Consider the following 17,440-nt stretch of genomic DNA (forward strand, 5'->3'; position numbering starts at 1 on the left):
GGCCTAACAGCTGCCCAGGCGCGTAAAGCGGTCAATCTCATCCAGCCAGACCAGATGAAACCCACCATCGCCGGTATCCAGCCGCACTTGTCCGTTGGTGCCCTCGTTTCTCAAGGCATGTCTTGAAGCCACTGCAGGCTGAAAAGCAGGTGTGCCCGAATCCCGTCCAGGTCCGCATGCGTCGGCAAGGTTGCTGGTGTTCGCGCGGGATGCTCCGGGCAAGCGAATGAGGGATTGATCGCCAGGCAGCGGCAAACGCCAGTGGGTCTGGCAACCCGTGTGAGATTAATCCCAAAAATCGGCGCTGGAACCGATAAGTCGCCACGTGCCACGTATCGTCTCCGGCTCGGTGCGGAGGTGGTGCCAATCCGCCGCCCGCAAGACATTCCCCCGCATGAGCCTGTCGATATGGACATCCCGCGCTCGGCAATGCTCGCCTCGATGGCGTCCTTGTCGCATCACCACCGCCTGATCCAGCTGCAGGGGCCGGACGATGGCCTGGTGGTCGAACGTTTTGAAGGCCAGGAAAGCATCTGTGGTGAGGTTCGCCTGCAGATCGACTGCCTGTCGACCGATGCTTTTTTTGAGCCCGGGCCGTGGCTGGAGCAACCGCTCACCTTGCAGTTGCGGCAGGCTGACGGGGCGCTGCGGCAATGGCATGGCCTGTGTACCGAGGTCAGTCAGCTGGGCAGCGATGGCGGCCTGGCCCGTTATCGGTTGCTGCTGGAGCCGTGGACCGCGCTGCTGCGCTTGCGCCGCAATGCGCTGATCTTCCAGGACAAGGACCTGCGCCAGATCTGCACGCAGGTGTTCGCCGACTACCCGCAGGCCGTGTTCCGTTTTGACCTGCACAGCGCGTTGCCCCGTCACCCGATCACTACCCAATACCGCGAGACCGATTGGGCCTTCATCACCCGCTTGATTGCCGATGCCGGCTTGGCCTGGCGCATCGAGCAGCTGCAGGACGGTGATGCCGCACATACGTTGGTGATCTTCGAGCCCGGGGCCGCATTGCCGGAACTGGGTACGTTGCGTTTCCATCGCGCGGATGCGGCCGAAGCCCGCGATGGCATCACCCTTTTCAGCGAACACCAGCATCTGGTTCCCAATGCCAGCACGGTGGGCAGTTGGCACAGCGAACAACTCCGCGCCGTGGCCGCACAGCGCAGCGCCGATGCCGGGCAATTGCCGGCCCTTGAGGTGTACGTGCAGCCACGCGCCGGCCGTTTTGCCGAATCGCAATGGGCGCAGCAGTCGGCGCAGGCGCGGTTGGATGCCGTTCGCGTGCGGCGCGAAGTATTCAGTGGCGCAGGCAGTGAGCGCACCCTGGCGGCGGGCGCATGTTTCTGCCTGGGCCAGCATCCGCAGTACGCCGGGCAGGCTTTCCAGTTGCTGGTGGTGGAGCATGTCGCGGTCAACAACCTGGACCACGGCATTGCCGAACTGCTTGGCCACACCGCATTGGAGCGGGGCAGCTATCGCAACCGCTTTCTTGCCACCGGCGCCCAGGTGCCGCTGCGCGCCCTGCCACATGACCGGCCGACGGTGCATGGCCCGCAGACAGCACGTGTCGTCGGCGTGCCCGGTGCTGTGCTCAGTGCCAGCCGCGACCATCAGGTGCGCATCCAGTTTGCCTGGCAGCGCGGCACGCAACCCAATCCCGGTGGCATGACCGACACCGGCAGCGCGCACAGCGGCCACGCCCCGGGTGATGATCGCAGCGGCAGCTGGGTGCCTGTGGCCGAGTGGCTGGCCGGTCCCAACTGGGGCACCAGCTTCCTGCCACGCATCGGCAGCGAGGTGCTGGTGGAGTTTCTGCACGGCGACATCGACCAGCCACGCATCATCGGCCAGCTCTACAACGGCCAGGTGTTGCCGCCGTTCGGCGGCGGTATTGATGGCAGCGCACGGCACCCGGGCGTACTCAGCGGCATCCACACGCAGGCACACGATGGCAGCGGCACCCAGCAATGGGTGATGGACGATACGCCGGGCCAGTTGCGCACGCGCCTGCAAAGCTCGCTGGCGGACAGCCGGCTGGAGCTGGGCTATCTGATCGACCACCAGGACACCGCACGCGGCGCACTGCGCGGCGCAGGTTTTGAACTGGCAACGCAGGGCTGGGGCAACGTACGTGCCGCACAGGGGCTGCTGCTCTCGGCCAGTGCGCAAGCGCGCGCCGGTTCCACCCAGCTCGACAACGCCGAGGTAGTGGCCCAGCTCAAGGGCGCCGAGCGCAGCCTGGAGCAGATGCAGCAGGTACTGCAGCAACAGCAGGTGCCGGGGTTGTCGGCCTGGCAGCACACCGGCCTGCTGCGCGAGCTGGTTGATCCGCAGGCCGAAGGCCGCTTTGAAGGCCCGGTCAATGGGCAGTCGCCCTTCAAGCCACACGATGGCCGCAACCCCGGCGACGCGCCGGTGGAGCGCTTCGCCAAGCCCCTGTTGCTGGCCGAATCGCCGCATCACATTGCGTGGGTCAGCCCGGCCAGCGCGGTGGCCTATGCCGGGCAGCACCTGCAGCTGACCGTACAGCAGGACCTGCACATCAGCGCCGCCGAAACCATCGCCACCGTTTCCGGCGAACACGTTTCGTTGTTCACCCAGGACGGCCCATTGAAAGTGATCGCCGCCAACGGTCCAACCAGTCTGCAGGCGCACGACGGCGAACTGGAACTGCTGGCCGACCAAGGCGTCACCATCACTGCAACCGACAACCGTATCGACGTGCTGGGCAAGGACAAAGTGGAGCTGCAGGCCGGTAACAGCGCCATCATTTTGGAGGGCGAGAACATCACCTTCATCTGCCACGAGTTCACGGTGAAGGCGGGGGAGCATCCGTTTATGGGGGGCTCAAAGGCTGTGGTGCCAATGCCAGCATTGCCGCAGGAACTTCTGATGCCCGATCCATTCGAGATCCGCGTTGCGCTTAAGAATGAAGTTGGAGAGGCAGTTGCCAAGCAGGCCATCCGTATCTTCCGAGCGGATGGATCTTATGAGGATGCGATTACTGAAGCAGATGGCACCACTTCAATCGTTGCCAGAAGCAGCAAGGCCGAGAACCTGCAGATTGTTTTGGCTGACAACGAGGCTTGGGAGATTGAAGACCCGGATGTTGCTGAAATGTCTCCTGATGAGCCGTGTTGTGGACTCGCAATGCAGGATTCTGGGGAGGCTGAGGAATGAGCACCGCTGCTTCAGGTAAGGCAAAGAAGACCGCTACGCCGCCAGCAAGGCACTATCTGGGTTTTCGGCTTGTTGATTTGCAAAACAATCCGATCAGAGGGCGTCGTTACACGCTTGAATGGACGGATGTAGGTTCTGAGGAGCCCTCCCGCCGCGAAGGCACAACCGGGCCGGATGGACGCACGATAAAGATCACCACGCGCGGGCAAGTTGCCGTGTCTCTGGCCATCGAGCCGCCAGCAGGTGGGCAGTGCCGTCCGGTCGGGCAAAGTGTGCAGAGCAAGCCGGAGAACAAGCCGCATGTCGTCACGGTGCGGCTGACTTTCAACGCCACTGCGACGACGGCGCCGCAATCACAGAACCACTGCGAAACGTTGACCCTGCGGCAGGGACAGCAGCGGGTGAAGTATGTGATCAACAACGTGCGGAGCGTAAGGAATGGAGCGAGCACCTATGGCTCCAGTCTGAGAAGGCTTCCGTATCTGGTGGTTGATGCAACAACACTGGAAGTACTGCATGGGGGCAAGACTGCCGGAGAGCCAGCGGAGTTTTTCGGGTCCGTAACCCAGGTGTCGACCGTGGAGGTCGCCGTGGATGGGGTTCAGTTGGTTGGGCTCGTTCTGGGCGCGGCAGCGAGCGGGGGAGTGGAGAACTGGACGCGGAATGCAGACGTTATGGTGATGTATCGCGTGAAGCCCGAAAGCGATGGTTTGACGACCGTGACCATCACGGAGACGAAAGAGATCGCTGATTCCAATAGGAAAGACGATATCAATTCTGCCATTGATGCTTTCATTGAAGTTGAAGGTAAGGGCAGGCAGCGCACAGCAATCCTTAATGGAAAGGCTTGGGCAACCTTCACTCGAAGCTATACCGTTCAAGACATACGGGCTTGGATCACCGGGAACCTGACACTGCCCAATCAGGATGGTGATCTAACCTCTTGGTACGAGGTGGTGCGCCCCAACCTGCGCCAAATCGAGTGGGCCGAGCAGCGTGGGAAGATCACCACTCAGCAGGCCACACAGTATCGCGAGGCGATTGCTCCGCCGAAGCCAGGCTCAAGGAAGCAGGACAATCCCCCGCCACTACGCATGCAGTTGGCATGGAGTGAACTTCTGGAGCCGTTCTACAGCGGGCAGGTCGTGAACATTCCCAAGCCTGACAGGCCCTACTGTCAAGGTGGCGAAATCATTATCGTGCCATTGAATTTGGTCCTAAAACTGCAGGAGGCGTTCTGTGACAACGCGGGAGAGTTCACTGGAGTTTCCCAGACTGATGTGATCGCGAAGAATCACCCCTATGTCTACATGATGCTGCTGTCCGCCTGCGCGGAAGCTGGCGTGAATAATGTGGAGATTAGCGGCATGTGGCGGCCCATGCTGGGATCTATCTTGCACAAGCTCGGCGATGCGCTGGACATTGTTGCAGTAGATGCGACTGATGATGGGGTATCCGAGTTCAAGTTCAAAAATAGGAGCACTAATGGCGATGCACTGGCGAAGCGGTTCAATAGGCTCCTGTATGAGCATCGCTATGCAAATTCAGCGCAGCACATCTACAATTTCGATGAGTATGTGCATGTCAATGCCCCAAAGCATGACGACCATCTGCACATCACCTGCCTGGGGAAAAAGTCGCTGGAAGCCCGTGATCTTGCAGGCTACAAGGCTGAAGGTGATCCAAAATATGCACTCCCTCCGTCGGTATCCCCGGAAATAAAAGGAATGCAACGCCCGTGGCTTGCTCGGTAAGTGGTGTCTCGATGAAATTCATATTTGGAAGTATTGCGCGAATCGTTATTTTGTTTTCTATTCCAATTTCTGGCGAGGTTGCGGCGCTTTCGACTGAGCGGGACTCGGGTGAAGAGTCTGGATCAACGGCATCATACTGTGCTGTTTTTAGTAAGTCGAATCAGTACCGGCGATATAGAAATATTAATTTCATTGAGAATCCCGAGCTCGCTGATGTGGGGGCTGGAGAGTTGCGTGATGGAGGTCGGCGGTTGCATTTGAATCGCTATTATTGTGATCGGTTTTTCAGTAAAGATTATCGCGATCGTCTTGTGGCGGCAAGAAATGACATCTATTGGTATGACAAGAGTGAGTTTTTACACGAATCAGAGTTGATCCCCGTTGATCACTGGCGGACGCGCTACATCTACTCAAAATCCAATCTCTCCTATGTGGGCTCGGAGTTTATGCTACGCAAAGACGAAATCGAGCTAGATCGTCTGGTTGGCTATGACGCCTATATGTTCGGCGGTCGCCATGAGGGTTTGTACCAATTCAGTGATGACGGGTACTACCTTGATCGGAAACTCCAGATCCGCTGGCGAATTATGTACGTGCCAGAACCGAGTTCCGAAGGGAGTGCTCGTGCAGCCGGTGCTCCACAAATATTTTTGATTGATGAGTCTGGGCGCTATTTACCGCGCGGTCTTCCCGGAATTGGGGGGTATCAATACAGATTCAATTGTGAGCGAATGAATAAGGGCGGCGTGAGCTGCGGCTATGGCCGGAGAGATCCCATCCCGGTTCTAGCCGATGCTGGCGAAGATGACATGAAATTCAACGGCGCGATTCGGGATATCTCTCCTGAGTTCACTCCGCTGAAGATTGAGGCAGATAGGGTGACGATCACACGACGCCTCAGTCACGGTGAGAAATTCTGGCTGGACGATCAGCACAAAGTCGATGTGAACAACTTCCTCTTCTACGCCGATTTTGACGACCCCATTCGTCCGGTGTACTTCGCCCCAGGCGTACTGCTGCGTGATCGTCCAAAGGGCTATCAACGTGCGCCGAGTAAAGAAGATTTCATCAACAGAGAAGTCTGCCTGACCGATTGTCCTTCGGATATTGAGTGGCAGCTTTCGGGCATCCGCAAGCGGATAGAAGCGCATCCGTAGTGCGTCATTTTCTAGTATGGTTATCTCGGTTTCTGTGATGCTGACTTTGCTGGCCGCACCATCGCATCACCACCGCTTGATCCGACACCGCGTGCCACATGATGGCCTGCGCGTTCCCAATGGAGATGTTCAGGGGTTGGTTGGTAATCGCAATACGTAGTAAGCATGTTGCATCGACATGCCGATGTTGAATATTCGTATTCGATACGCGGTTGGATCATTCCCAAACGCGATTGGCGCCGGAAAGTCCGTGACGGTCGCGGATGTTCTGCGTCGAACAAATCCGCTCTCTTATAAGGGCGTGCTAAAGGCAGCCTGGAAGTCTGGGATTGACGAGTTGGTTCTGAGCAGTACATGGAGGCCTGTGCTTGGTTCTGTGTTGCACAGAATGGGCATGGGCTGGATGTGATCTATGTGGATGACTATGACGACAGGGGCGCGGGAGGAAAATTAATAGAGGAGTTCCATGTAAATAGATCAAATGGTCCGCGAAGCGCTCTGTACTTGTCGTTTGAGAAAATAATATTCTTCGACGTTGCAACGCTCAACGGCTTCAAGGCTGATCCTTGGATCAATACAGACGAAACCTATAGAAATCACCTGTATGTTTCCGCAAAGGTTCCCGATGCGCAATAGAATTTCAGTTTCTTTATTTGCTTTTCTCGTCGGTGGAAGCCTATTGGCAGATGAGTTGCCAAGTACTCAGATTTCCTCGGTGCGGCCCTGTGCCCAGGAGGAGAAGGCGCTATTTGGGCGGTTTTTTCGCGAAAATGTTGCCCGTCCGGAGAATCTTTGGACTCTTGTGGATACTGTTATGTGTAATAGGAGGAGCTACGGCGAAGCGGTTCCTTTTGTGGAGTCGTATGTCGGGAAGTCGACTCAGTACTCTGAGGGGGGCTTTTCAATAGAGGGTCATATTGATCGACAAGTTAGGATGATTGGTGCAGACGAAGTTCTGTCGATGATAATTCCAATGGCTGGTAACGGCTTTGAGTTCGGTGAGATAAGCGTCCAGGAAGATCGGAGTGTGATACTTCATGTTTACGGTGGCGCATGCCCCCTCGAGATAAATGTTCGCTTGCAAGGGCAGAGATGGGTAATCCATGGCCTGTCCACTCTCTGCTGAGGGGGGCGACTCCCCCTTGGTGCTATTCGACGCTCTTGCAACGTTGCAGGAGGTGTCTAGCGATGCTTGGAGACGCACTGGATGATGCCTATCTAACAAGGTAGAGAATAATCCTGGAAATACTTTTTCTTATTGCGGCCCCTTTCATCGATTTGAATAGTCTTCCACCCGACGCGATGAGGCCTGCTCGCGATTTTCATCACCCAGACACCCCGATGCCACCCGCGTGTAGTGCTTCTGAGCTTGAGCGATTGGAGTGCGAGACGCGCCTCGTCGTGGGAGCAGGTTCGCAGGGCGCATGGGATGTCGCGATGACAATGCTGTGTGGCACCAGCGAGAGCTCCAATCGATACCTGAAGCGCCATATGCCGCAGGAAGTTCTTTCGGTCGGCCTCGTAGGCGGGGAGTTCGGCGCCGATGACGAGTTGGTGGATAGAATTTCGATTGCAACATTGCGAGGACGTGCATGGCAGACAAGCGTCGAGTACGAGTCGGGAAGACTGATGTTTACGTACAACACGAACGATATTTGCCTTAGAAGTTTTTCCCTTCGGCGTATACAGCGATCTTGGTTGCTTGTTCGAGTTGGCGAAACGTGTCTTTGATATTGGTACGGCCGACGTCGACACCGGCAGCGCGCACAGCGGCCACGCGCCGGGCGACCATCCGCAGCGGAAACTGAGTGCCGGTGGCCGAGTGGCTGGCCGGCCCCAACTGGGGCACCAGTTTCCTGCCGCGCATCGGCAGCGAGGTACTGGTGGAGTTTCTGCACGGCGGCATCGACCAGCCGCGCATCATCGGCCAGTTCTACAACGGCCAGGTGTTGCCGCCGTTCGGGGGCGGCATTGATGGTAGCGCACGGCCGCTAGAAATCAGTGTGATTGATGCGGGGACCTTCGACACTGGCCGGCAGTAGCGACTTCGGTAGCTGGATGATCGATGTGCGGTTCGGTCCTCCCAATCTCCCAGGACAAAAGAGCACCCGTTAGTCATGTCTGTGAATTTCGTTGAACTCAATCCCTGGCACAAGCGACAGGCGGCACTGATTCAGCACTTCACTTCATTGGGGTATCTACGGAGCATTCTCTTGCGCGCAGAAAACCTGATCGTGATGGCCGATGCGATGCTGGATGAGCGCGTGCATCTGGATGCGGCAGGTATTGCGCTGGCGAACTGGAGCCAGACAAGTACAGCGATCCATTTTGCTACACATGCTTATCCGGCGTTGGTGGAGTTCCGTGAAGGATTGATGGAGTACATTGCGCTTCGCGCCCATGAGACCTTCGGTCCAGCTGGCGAGAATCAATGTTCACGCATGCTTTCCGAGTATGCCTCCAGCATGATCTGGGCGACGCATGAGCAGGAGGAAGAGTTCAAGAAGGAAGCCGAGCGTGTGTTTCGGTATGCAGGGAGGCTTAGCTGTTTCACGGATCGGGTCAGGACTTTGGATGACCTGACTTTCTGGCTGCTGTGGAAGGATGGTTATATCAACGATATGAGGATCCCGCGCTTTCGCGTGCGTAAGGACTTGGTTGGGCGAACGGGAGAAACTCCGCCTAGAACAGGCATCTATGTTCCCAAGGACGATGCTTACGGTGCCCTTCAGTTTGCTTGGACAGGTGCCTATGGGGCGTTACCTAACGTCTTCTCGTTGAATGATTTTGGTGAGAAGGTGCTTCAACGGGTAGGACGACGCGGCCTATGGAGCAACACGGAAGAGCTTTATCGAATTCTCGATGAGAATCGCCATGTTGATGAGTGGGGATGGGGAGACATTACCGCGGAGTATCGGCAATTCGAAGCGGCACCGCTTTCCTACGAAATGTTCACCGAGCGCCCCTGCGAGTGGTACTTCGTGGAGATGATCGAAGGCGAGTACGAAGACATCGATGGCACCTACGCTGGCACTGGTGGCCCGCCGTTGTCACCGGGCCGTGTTCCTGCAGGAAAGCCGGTTCCGGAAACAGGTTGGTGGTACACGCCAGCGCAGAGTAGCCGTCGCTATTTCAAGCAGGGCGATACGTTCCCCGTGATCACCAATAGTGATTGGGGCGACACGTTCTGGTTGTGGGCATTGGATCAATCGGCGCCGAGTTTGGGGTAGGTGGACGCCGCTCGCTATGCGTTAGTGCTCCCAGCAATTTGCATAGCGCACACATGGCTATCAAGGTTGACTGCACAGCTCCACTCGGCTCTCGGCTACCTCAGCCCGGAGCAGTCCGAGCTTGCCCATGTCGTCTAGATCGGTGTTCGACGTTCAGGGGCAAGATCAAGCGCCGGGTTGAATCGACAAGAGGACGTCAGCGCGCCACTTCAGCGGCATCCGGCTCCGCCACCCAGGCATCGATCTCGCCGGCTTTGAATGGGCCCAGCTTCTGTTTGACGATGCGACCCTGCGCATCCACCAGCACGCTGTAGGGCAATAGTCCCTGCGTGTTGCCGAGCTTGACGCTGGCGTCGGCTGGGCCGGGCGTTTCGATCACGATGGGGTAGTACACGGGCACGTTGCCGAGGAACTCCAGCACTGCCTCGGGGGTGTCCAGCGCCAAGCCCACCACCTGTGGGCCGCTGTCGGCGTGGCGTGCGGCAAAGCGCGCCAGCTCCGGCATCTCCTCGATGCACGGTGCGCACCAGCTGGCCCACACGTTGATCAGCAGTGGCTTGCCCTTGAAACGGTCCGGGAACTGCACCGGCATGCCGTCCAGGTCGGGCAGCGAAAACGAAGGCATCAGGTCACCCGGGCCGGCGGCGGCAACCTGCTCGACCGGCCGTGCGGGCGGGGAGGCTTCGCTCATGGATGGCAGCGGTGGTGGGGTGGGCCGGGTCAGCCACGCGCCGGCAGACAAACCCGCCGCTGCGGCAATACCCACTACCCACCACACCGCGCTGCGCATCTCAGCGGGCCGCGCGCAGCAGTGCGTCTTCGACGATGGCCTGGGTGAGCACGGTCGGCAATATGCGCGGCGGCGCACCCGGGCCGTACACCACATACAGCGGCACGCCGACGGCTTGATGCTGGTCGAGGAAGGCGCTGATCTGTGGATCAACATTGGTCCAGTCACCGCGCATGTACACCGCATCCACCCGCTTGAGGGTGTCGCGGAAGGCATCACGGTTGAGCACGCCACGCTCGTTGGCCTTGCAGGTCACGCACCAGTCGGCTGTCATGTTGACGAAGACCACGCGGTTGCTGGCGCGCAGGCGGTCCAGCATTTCCGGTGAGTAGTCCACGGTGCCCTCACTGCGGCTGCTTGCCGCCGGCGCCTCCAGTTGTGTCACGCCCCATACCGGCACCAATGCCAGTACCGCGATGACCAGGCCCAACACCATGCCGGTGGTGCGGCTGTGCCAGCGGCTGCGTTCAAACCACCACAGGCCGAGCGCAAGGAACGTCATGCCGGCCAGCAACAACGCCGTTGCGTCGATGCCGCGCTGCTTGCCCAGCACCCACAGCAGCCAGATGGCGGTGAGGTACATCGGGAATGCCATGACCTGCTTGAAGGTTTCCATCCACGGGCCGGGCTTGGGCAGGCGGCGCGCCAGTGCCGGCACAAAGCCGATCAGCAGGAACGGCAGTGCCAGGCCCAGTCCCAGGAACAGGAACACCAGGAAGGCCAGCAGCGGCGGTGCGGTGAAGGCATAGGCCAGAGCCGGGCCCATGAACGGCGCGATGCACGGGCTGGCCACCACGCAGGCAAGCACGCCGGTGAAGAAATCGCCCATCGGCCCGCTGCGGCGTGCCAGCGACTGCCCGATGCCTCCCAGATTGCTGCCCAGCGTCAGTACGCCCGTCAGGCTCAGGCCGACCACGAACATCAGGTAGATGAGTGCGGCGATGAACCACGGGTGCTGCAGCTGGAAACCCCAGCCCGCTGCCTGGCCTGCGGCACGCAATGCCAGGACCAGGCCGCCGATCACCGAGAACGCGACCAGTACGCCGGCCGTGTACCACAGCGCATGACGACGGGCGTGCTGACGGCTTTCGCCGCTCTGTGCCAGGCCCAGTACCTTCAGGGACAACACCGGCAGCACGCAGGGCATCAGGTTGAGGATGATGCCGCCGGCCAATGCCAGCAGCAGGGCCCAGAACAGCGAGCGGTTGTTCTTTTCGGCGGCGGTGGCCGGCGGCTGGCTGCGCTGGCTGTTTTCGGCCGACGCATCGGGCGCGGCCTGGGTCAGGTCGGGTGCGCCCGGGTCGGGGCGAACCACCAGCGGCTGCGGCGCCGGCAGGTTGTCCGGGTTGACGGCCGGTTGCACCGGCAGGTCATCCTTCTTGCCGCTGGGCAGCGGTGGGATCACCAGCGGCGCGACGATGGCTTCCGTACTCGGCGAGACCTCGCCGGCAGGCAATGACAGCTTCACCCGGCGGGTCATCGGCGGGTAGCAGATGCCATCGGTCTGGCAGCCCTGGAAGGTAGCGACCAGGGTGGCGGGCGTGGCTTCAGCGCGGTCACGGCGCAACGGCACCGGCACTTCAACCTGGTCGAAGTACACCACCACATTGCCGAAGTGCTCGTCGCGGTAGGGCTGGCCTGCCGGCCACTGCGGGCGCCCGGTGCGGATGCCGGCAGCGCCTTCCAGCGCCAGCGAGGTGCGGTCGCGGTACAGGTAATAACCCGGTGCGGGCGAGAAGCGCAGCAGCAGGCGGTTGCCATCATCGACGATGGCTTCAAAACCGAACGCCTTGTCCGGGGGCAGCGGCAGATTCTGTACCGCGGCTCCGCCGGTGCTGGCGCCGGGCAGCTTGAGCCCGCCGCTGCTGGCGGCGGCCAGCGGATTGAACATCGGCGCTGCGGGCGCGGCCGCGGCCGCTGCAGGTGCAGTGGCGGCATTGCCGGCGGCGGGAAGTTTCACCTCGACGGTGCGTTTCTGCGGCGGGTAACACACGCCGGCATCGGCACAGCCCTGGTAGCGGACTTCCAGGCTCACCGTCTCCACGCCGGCCTCGGCCCGGCCGGGCAGGGTGGCGCGCAGTTGGCTGTAGTAGGTCTCAACGTCGCCGAAGAACTCGTCGTGCTTCCGCTCCCCCTTGGGGAACTGGATGGCGCTGGCAGTGAAGCCGGGGCCGGCCTTGACGCTGGTGCGGTGCTGGTAGAGGTAGTAGCCGGGAGCGATGTCCCAGCGCAGCTCGATCCGGTCGCGGCTTGGCGCAGTGGCCTGCAGGGCAAAGGCCTGGTCCACCGGGAGCAGGTCTTTTTCGCTCACTGCCCAGGCGGGCAGGGCACTCAATGACAGCAGGCAAAGGGCGGTGAAACGTCGCAACAGCATCATCGACTCAGGTTTCCTCCCGGGTCTGTGCCCGGATCCATTCCAGATACGCCGGCAGGCCGGCGCTGGGGGAGATCGCAATGATCTCCGGCAATTCGTAGGGATGTTCCTGCTGGATGGCGGTGGTGAGCGCATCCAGCCGGTCGGCGCAGGTCTTGATCAGCAACTGCACTTCCTGTGCCTGCTCAATCTGGTTTTGCCAGCGGTACACAGACCGCATGGGCGGCAACAAGTTCACACAGGCTGCCAGCCGCCGCTCCACCAGCAGCTGGGCAAGCGCCTGGGCGCTATCCGGATCAGGGCAGGTGCAGAAGATCAGTCTTACGTCCATCGGCGGGATTGTCGCAGATGCGAATGCGGTACTCCCGGACAACAGTATTGACATCGTTGTCATCAAATGTATATTGCCGCTCGTCACTGCTTTGTGAGCTGTTCGCTTGATTGGGGGAGTGCTGGACCTTGGGTCCGGGGCTCGAAACACACGGGGACGAGGCCGCAGCGCCTGCAGGGAGGCCCTGATGGAACGACGCAATATTCGTGGTTTCACGCTTATTGAATTGATGATCGTGGTGGCCATCATTGCCATCCTCGCGGCCATCGCCTTGCCGGCGTATGCCGACTACGCACTGCGCAGCAAGATCCGCGTGGCGCAGAGCGATCTGCTGGCCTTGTCGAGCAATGTCGAGAACTTCCGTCAGCGCACGCTGGGCTACCCGGCCAGCGACAGCGCCGCCAAGAAGGGCTGGAGCGCGGGGACCAAGGCCGGCAACTTCACCTATACCTACTCGGCAAGCAGTGGCGGCTATCAGCTCAAGGCCGTTGCCAGTGCCTCCATGGGCAAGGCCAGTGGTTGCACCCTGACCGTGGATGCAGGCAACAGTCGCGGGGTCAGTGGCAACTGTGTCGGTGTGAGTGATTGGCCGTGAGCCGGCGTGACGCCGGGTTCTCGCTGGTTGAGTTGATGGTGGTGCTGGCGGTGATGGCCGTCCTGGCCGCTGCCGGCACGCCCTTTGCGCGGGAGTGGATTGACAGCAATCGCCAGATGCAGGCGCGCAACGTGATGTGGGAGGCGGTATCGCAGGCGCGTTCGTTGGCGCTGCGTAATCCGGCACAGGCTGCTGGCGATGGCGTTTCGGCCCGTCTGCAGCGCGATGACCGTGCGCTGCAGGTACTGCGCGCCGGCAGTGCCGAGGTGGTGTGGCAGGGGGAGCTGCCACGCAACGTGGAAATCAAGTTGACCGGGGCCGCGGATTTTGCCGATGCCGAAGACTTGAGTGGTGCCGGCGATGACCTGGCCTGCGTGGCGTTCGGCAATCGCGGCCAGCGCCTGCCTGCCGCCGGCAGTTGTCTCAGTGGTGCCAGCCATCAGCGCCTGGCCATTGGCCTGAACAACCAGGATCCGCTCTATGTCGATCTGCTTTGACCCACCACGCCGCCAGCGCGGCGACATGATGCTCGAAGCCCTGGTTGGGGTGCTGATCACCAGCGTGATCGGTGCCGGCCTGGCGCATGTGGCGGCCAACATGATGAACAACCAGCGCGATGCCAAGGTGGAGAACCTGGTGGTCGAACGCCTGCGCGACAACCTGCACAGCAAGGGCGTGGCGCTGTGTGGCGGCAGCACGGTCGAAGTCGCACTGCCCACCGGCAACAAGAGCGCCAGCGTCAGTTGTGAGGCCGCGTCGGCCAACGTGTCCATGGCCGGTGTCACGCGCACGGTCGAAGCCCCGAAGCGGGTGGATCTGACCTTCTCGGCCAGCGACCTGGGCGGGCGCAAGGGCGGTGATGACGACCCGGATCTCCTGGTATCCACGAGGCAATGACCATGCGCCGCCATTCCACTGTCGTTCGTGCCCGCCGCCATCAGGCCGGGCAAAGCCTGATCAGCATGATGATCGGCCTGGTGATTTCGCTGATCACCATCTCGGCGATGCTGGTGCTCTACAAAACCATGATTGAAGTGTCGGCCAACGCCTCGCGCTCGGCCCTGCGCGACGGCCAGGTATCGGCGGCGCTGCTGGCCGCGCAGATGGACCTGCAGTCCGCCGGTTTCGGCGTGCCTGCGGTTGATGCCTTGAGCAGCAAACTCGGGGTGCGCGAATCCGGCAAGGAAGTGGTGTGGCGCCACAAGGCGCAGCTGGTCGATACCGGCTTTGTCTGCTCGGGGTTGCAGTTGGTGGACAACGAAGGGATGTACCGCCTGGCATCCAAGGCCTGCAGCGATGTGGCAACGGTCAACTGGAGCGCCGACGAGCGCGAGCTGCTTGCCGGCAGCGCCGCCTTCTTTACCCCGGTGCAGAAGGACGGCAGCGCCTACGCCAGCGGTGAGGGCGAAATTGGCGCGATGAGCCTGGCGGCCGGTTATGTGTTCGCGCTCAAGGCCGAGCGCCAGTGCCTGCCCTTCATGCAGCAGGACTTCAGTGCCTCGCCGCTGTTGTTGCCGGGGCAGCAGGTGGTCATGGAACAGGCCGACGGCAGCAGCCATCTGTTCCAGGCGTGCCTGCCCAATCTAGCGGTTTCAACCTGATGGACCGGGAGTTCAAGCGCATGGACAAGAGCCGCTTCTCTTCGCCACGAAGGCAGCGTGGCATCGCCACTCTGCTGATCGTGCTGATGGTGGGCCTGGCCGTTTCGGTCACGGTCGCCGCGACGATCTATTCGCTGCGCGGCACCCAGTCGCAGCAGTTGACCACGCACTCGGCCACGGCTGCGCAGGCCGCGGCATGGCGCGGTGTGGAGGCATTGCGCCTGTATCTGCTGCAGGTCGAAAAAAGCGTGTGGCCGGGTTGGGTGGGCGACGACGCCAAGCCGGTTTCGGGCCTGGGCGCATTGGGGGTGCGTTCGGCCGTGGTGACCTCGGTGCAGTCCGCCGGTACGGACCTGTACAAGGTGACTGCGCGTGTCACCGGCGAGGCCGGCGTCGGCTCGGCGCTGACCACTGCCACGGTGGAGGTGGTGTATGACGTCGCGCCCGGCAGCGGCACGCCGGGGACGCCGGAAGTCTGCCACTCGTTGCCCAATGCGCCGATGGTGTTCAACGGCAACCTCAACTACAGCGGCGGTTCGCTGGAAGTGGTCAACCCGGTTGACTACGAAAACGTGGTGGTGGCCGGCGACCTGAGCGTCGGTGGTGGTTCGTCGGCGCGCATCTCCGGTTGCGTGAAGGGCAATGTGTCACTCAGCGGCGGCGGCATCACCGACAACGGTCACCTGCATTCCGAGGGCGACATCACCCTCAATGCGATGGGCAACCCCAGTGGCACCACCCTGTGGGGCAGGAACGTGTCCATTGGCAACGGCGTCAGCGGCGGCAGTTACACCGCGATCAAGGCCGGTGCCTACAGTGCCGTGGTCTACAGCGGTGGCCGCGCCATTGGCACGGCCGAGGTCGGCGGCAAGCTGGTTGCCTCCACCGTGACCGGGGGGCTGCCGTGGACGCGGGGCAACGTGGTGCCGTTCAACAGCGGCCGGCTGGTCATCACGCTCAATGACCAGAGCCGGTTCCTGCTCGACCTGGCCACGGTGACCATCGATGCCGACAGCGGTGTCGTGACCGGCGCTGCCGCGTCCGCGCGCCTGCATGACGACAAGGACAAGGGGCCGGACGATGCCGCGCTGCCGGATGAGCTGAGCTTCACCTCGGTCTCGGTTGTGGGCGGCAATGCCAGCCTGCATACGTTGAGCACCGGCCAGCTGTGGGGACAGCAGGTGCGGGTGCAGGGCTGGAGCGGCAGCTACAACACGGTGTGGGCCGGCGGCCATATCGACATGGTGTCCGGCACCATCGGCAACCTGTTGGGTGGCGGCAACATGACCGTCCGGGAGGTCGGGGTGACCGGCAGCGGGCGTTTGGCGGGGAGCCTCAACACGCCGCTGGCCAATGTGCTGACCGAGCAGGCAGGCGCCAGCCCGGGCCTGCCCGGCCTTCCGTGGTGCGATGCGCGGGTCAAGCCGGTGGATGCAGGCAACTACAAGGGGGTGGCCAACTACATCTTCGAGTCGGTCAATGGCCTGCCGCAGCTGACGGTCCAGCACGTCAAGCGTGCCGATGGCTCGTCCATCGACGGTGTTTATCCACTGAAGAACCCCACGGACGCGCAGTTGGCGGTGCTGCAGGAACTGATGACCTGCAACAACGGCAATGACAGGGGGTGCCTGGGTATCCGCCAAGGCAATGGCAATTGGGTGCTGGGCGGAATTCAGAAGATGCCGCCAGGCGTGCTGTGGTTCGATTCGAAGCTGACGGTCAACGGCACCACCGTTGACCTGCTCAATACCTTGGTCAACCGGGGTGGGGACGTGGTGTTGAGCAGCAGCTGGAACCCGAAGCTGGAACTGGTGGCGCCCAACTTCGCCGGCGCGGGCAAGGTCTGCGGCGGCGCGTTCTATCCGTCCAACCTGTGTGCCAGCCGCTCGGAATTCGTGACCTGGGAAGGCCGCGACAGTCAGGGCAAACCCGTTACCTACACCGGCTTGCCGATCGGCAACACCGCGATCCTTGCCGAGGAAGGCGCAACGGTGGAGGGCTGGACCATTCGCGGCAGCGTGATGCTGGGCAAGCAGCTGTCCACCAGCGGAGCGGTGGTCACCATCCACGGCAGCCTGACCGTGGGCAGCAACCAGCGTGCTGACACCACCATTTCCGCCGGCGGCATTTCGCTGGAAGTGCCCAATGGCAATGGCCTGAACCTGCTGCCGGTCTGCGGTGGGGGCAGCAGTGGCATTCCGTCGGCGCCGGCCAGCGCCTCGGTGCTGTGGTCGCGTTATCTCTGAGTTTTCATAAAAAGCAGCACTTCAGCCCGTCCCCGGGCGGCTCTCTCTGAACGGCGTGTCCGGTTGTCCCCCCGGGCACGCCTTTTTTTTGCCTGCGATGCCGATGCCGCCGGCTGCGCATCAATGGCGCAGGGCGCCTGCGTGCTGGAACTTTTTCCGCCGGGGCCTTGAAAGCCCCT

At 61.3% G+C, this 17,440-nt stretch carries 12 protein-coding genes and 1 pseudogene; 10 read left to right on the forward strand and 3 right to left on the reverse strand.

The features are described from left to right. The first annotated feature begins 408 nt into the window (after nt 1–408). The 5 genes and pseudogenes from ACVOLO_RS10335 to ACVOLO_RS10355 all read left to right on the forward strand — a co-directional run bounded on the left by ACVOLO_RS10335 (nt 409) and on the right by ACVOLO_RS10355 (nt 9,324). Nucleotides 409–3,183: a type VI secretion system Vgr family protein gene (locus tag ACVOLO_RS10335; RefSeq protein WP_481570179.1), complete on the forward strand. Its 2,775-nt coding sequence runs from the start codon at nt 409–411 to the stop codon at nt 3,181–3,183. Further along, a complete protein-coding gene (locus ACVOLO_RS10340; protein ID WP_481570180.1) occupies nt 3,180–4,937 on the forward strand; it encodes a hypothetical protein in 1,758 nt (585 codons plus the stop codon). Before ACVOLO_RS10335 ends, ACVOLO_RS10340 begins: the two co-directional genes overlap by 4 nt. An 11-nt stretch (nt 4,938–4,948) precedes the next feature. Continuing rightward, complete coding sequence (locus ACVOLO_RS10345; protein ID WP_481570181.1) at nt 4,949–6,094, forward strand: hypothetical protein; 1,146 nt, start codon at nt 4,949–4,951, stop codon at nt 6,092–6,094. Nucleotides 6,095–7,859: 1,765 nt separating this feature from the next. Beyond that, a pseudogene (locus ACVOLO_RS10350) lies at nt 7,860–8,079 on the forward strand (phage baseplate assembly protein V); the annotation flags it as partial. Between the two features lie 132 nt (nt 8,080–8,211). Beyond that, nucleotides 8,212–9,324, forward strand: a complete 1,113-nt coding sequence (locus tag ACVOLO_RS10355; protein WP_481570182.1) for a hypothetical protein — start codon at nt 8,212–8,214, stop codon at nt 9,322–9,324. Nucleotides 9,325–9,520: 196 nt separating this feature from the next. Here ACVOLO_RS10355 and ACVOLO_RS10360 read toward each other — a convergent pair whose 3' ends face one another. The 3 genes from ACVOLO_RS10360 to cutA are packed head-to-tail and all read right to left on the reverse strand — an operon-like array spanning nt 9,521 to nt 12,828. Next, nucleotides 9,521–10,114 carry a TlpA disulfide reductase family protein gene (locus ACVOLO_RS10360; RefSeq protein WP_481570183.1) on the reverse strand — a complete coding sequence of 198 codons (594 nt, stop codon included), beginning with the start codon at nt 10,112–10,114 and terminating at the stop codon, nt 9,521–9,523. Between the two features lies 1 nt (nt 10,115). Next, complete coding sequence (locus tag ACVOLO_RS10365) at nt 10,116–12,491, reverse strand: protein-disulfide reductase DsbD family protein (protein ID WP_481570184.1); 2,376 nt, start codon at nt 12,489–12,491, stop codon at nt 10,116–10,118. Between the two features lie 4 nt (nt 12,492–12,495). Continuing rightward, the gene (cutA, locus tag ACVOLO_RS10370; RefSeq protein WP_481570217.1) at nt 12,496–12,828 is read right to left on the reverse strand and encodes a divalent-cation tolerance protein CutA; all 333 of its coding nucleotides are present in this window, start codon (nt 12,826–12,828) and stop codon (nt 12,496–12,498) included. A gap of 178 nt (nt 12,829–13,006) precedes the next feature. Here cutA and ACVOLO_RS10375 point away from each other — a divergent pair, with 178 nt between their 5' ends. The 5 genes from ACVOLO_RS10375 to ACVOLO_RS10395 are packed head-to-tail and all read left to right on the forward strand — an operon-like array spanning nt 13,007 to nt 17,261. Next, the gene (locus tag ACVOLO_RS10375; protein WP_481570185.1) at nt 13,007–13,414 is read left to right on the forward strand and encodes a type IV pilin protein; all 408 of its coding nucleotides are present in this window, start codon (nt 13,007–13,009) and stop codon (nt 13,412–13,414) included. Next, on the forward strand, nt 13,411–13,911 hold the full coding sequence (locus ACVOLO_RS10380) for a prepilin-type N-terminal cleavage/methylation domain-containing protein (RefSeq protein WP_481570186.1): 501 nt from the start codon (nt 13,411–13,413) through the stop codon (nt 13,909–13,911). Before ACVOLO_RS10375 ends, ACVOLO_RS10380 begins: the two co-directional genes overlap by 4 nt. Continuing rightward, a complete protein-coding gene (locus ACVOLO_RS10385; protein ID WP_481570187.1) occupies nt 13,895–14,311 on the forward strand; it encodes a type IV pilus modification PilV family protein in 417 nt (138 codons plus the stop codon). The genes ACVOLO_RS10380 and ACVOLO_RS10385 overlap by 17 nt, the downstream gene beginning before the upstream one ends. A gap of 2 nt (nt 14,312–14,313) precedes the next feature. After that, a complete protein-coding gene (locus tag ACVOLO_RS10390) occupies nt 14,314–15,015 on the forward strand; it encodes a PilW family protein (RefSeq protein WP_481570188.1) in 702 nt (233 codons plus the stop codon). Further along, nucleotides 14,985–17,261, forward strand: a complete 2,277-nt coding sequence (locus ACVOLO_RS10395; RefSeq protein ID WP_481570190.1) for an autotransporter outer membrane beta-barrel domain-containing protein — start codon at nt 14,985–14,987, stop codon at nt 17,259–17,261. The genes ACVOLO_RS10390 and ACVOLO_RS10395 overlap by 31 nt, the downstream gene beginning before the upstream one ends. Nucleotides 17,262–17,440 lie beyond the last annotated feature (179 nt).

It is taken from the genome of Stenotrophomonas sp. STEN056, from assembly GCF_056759635.1.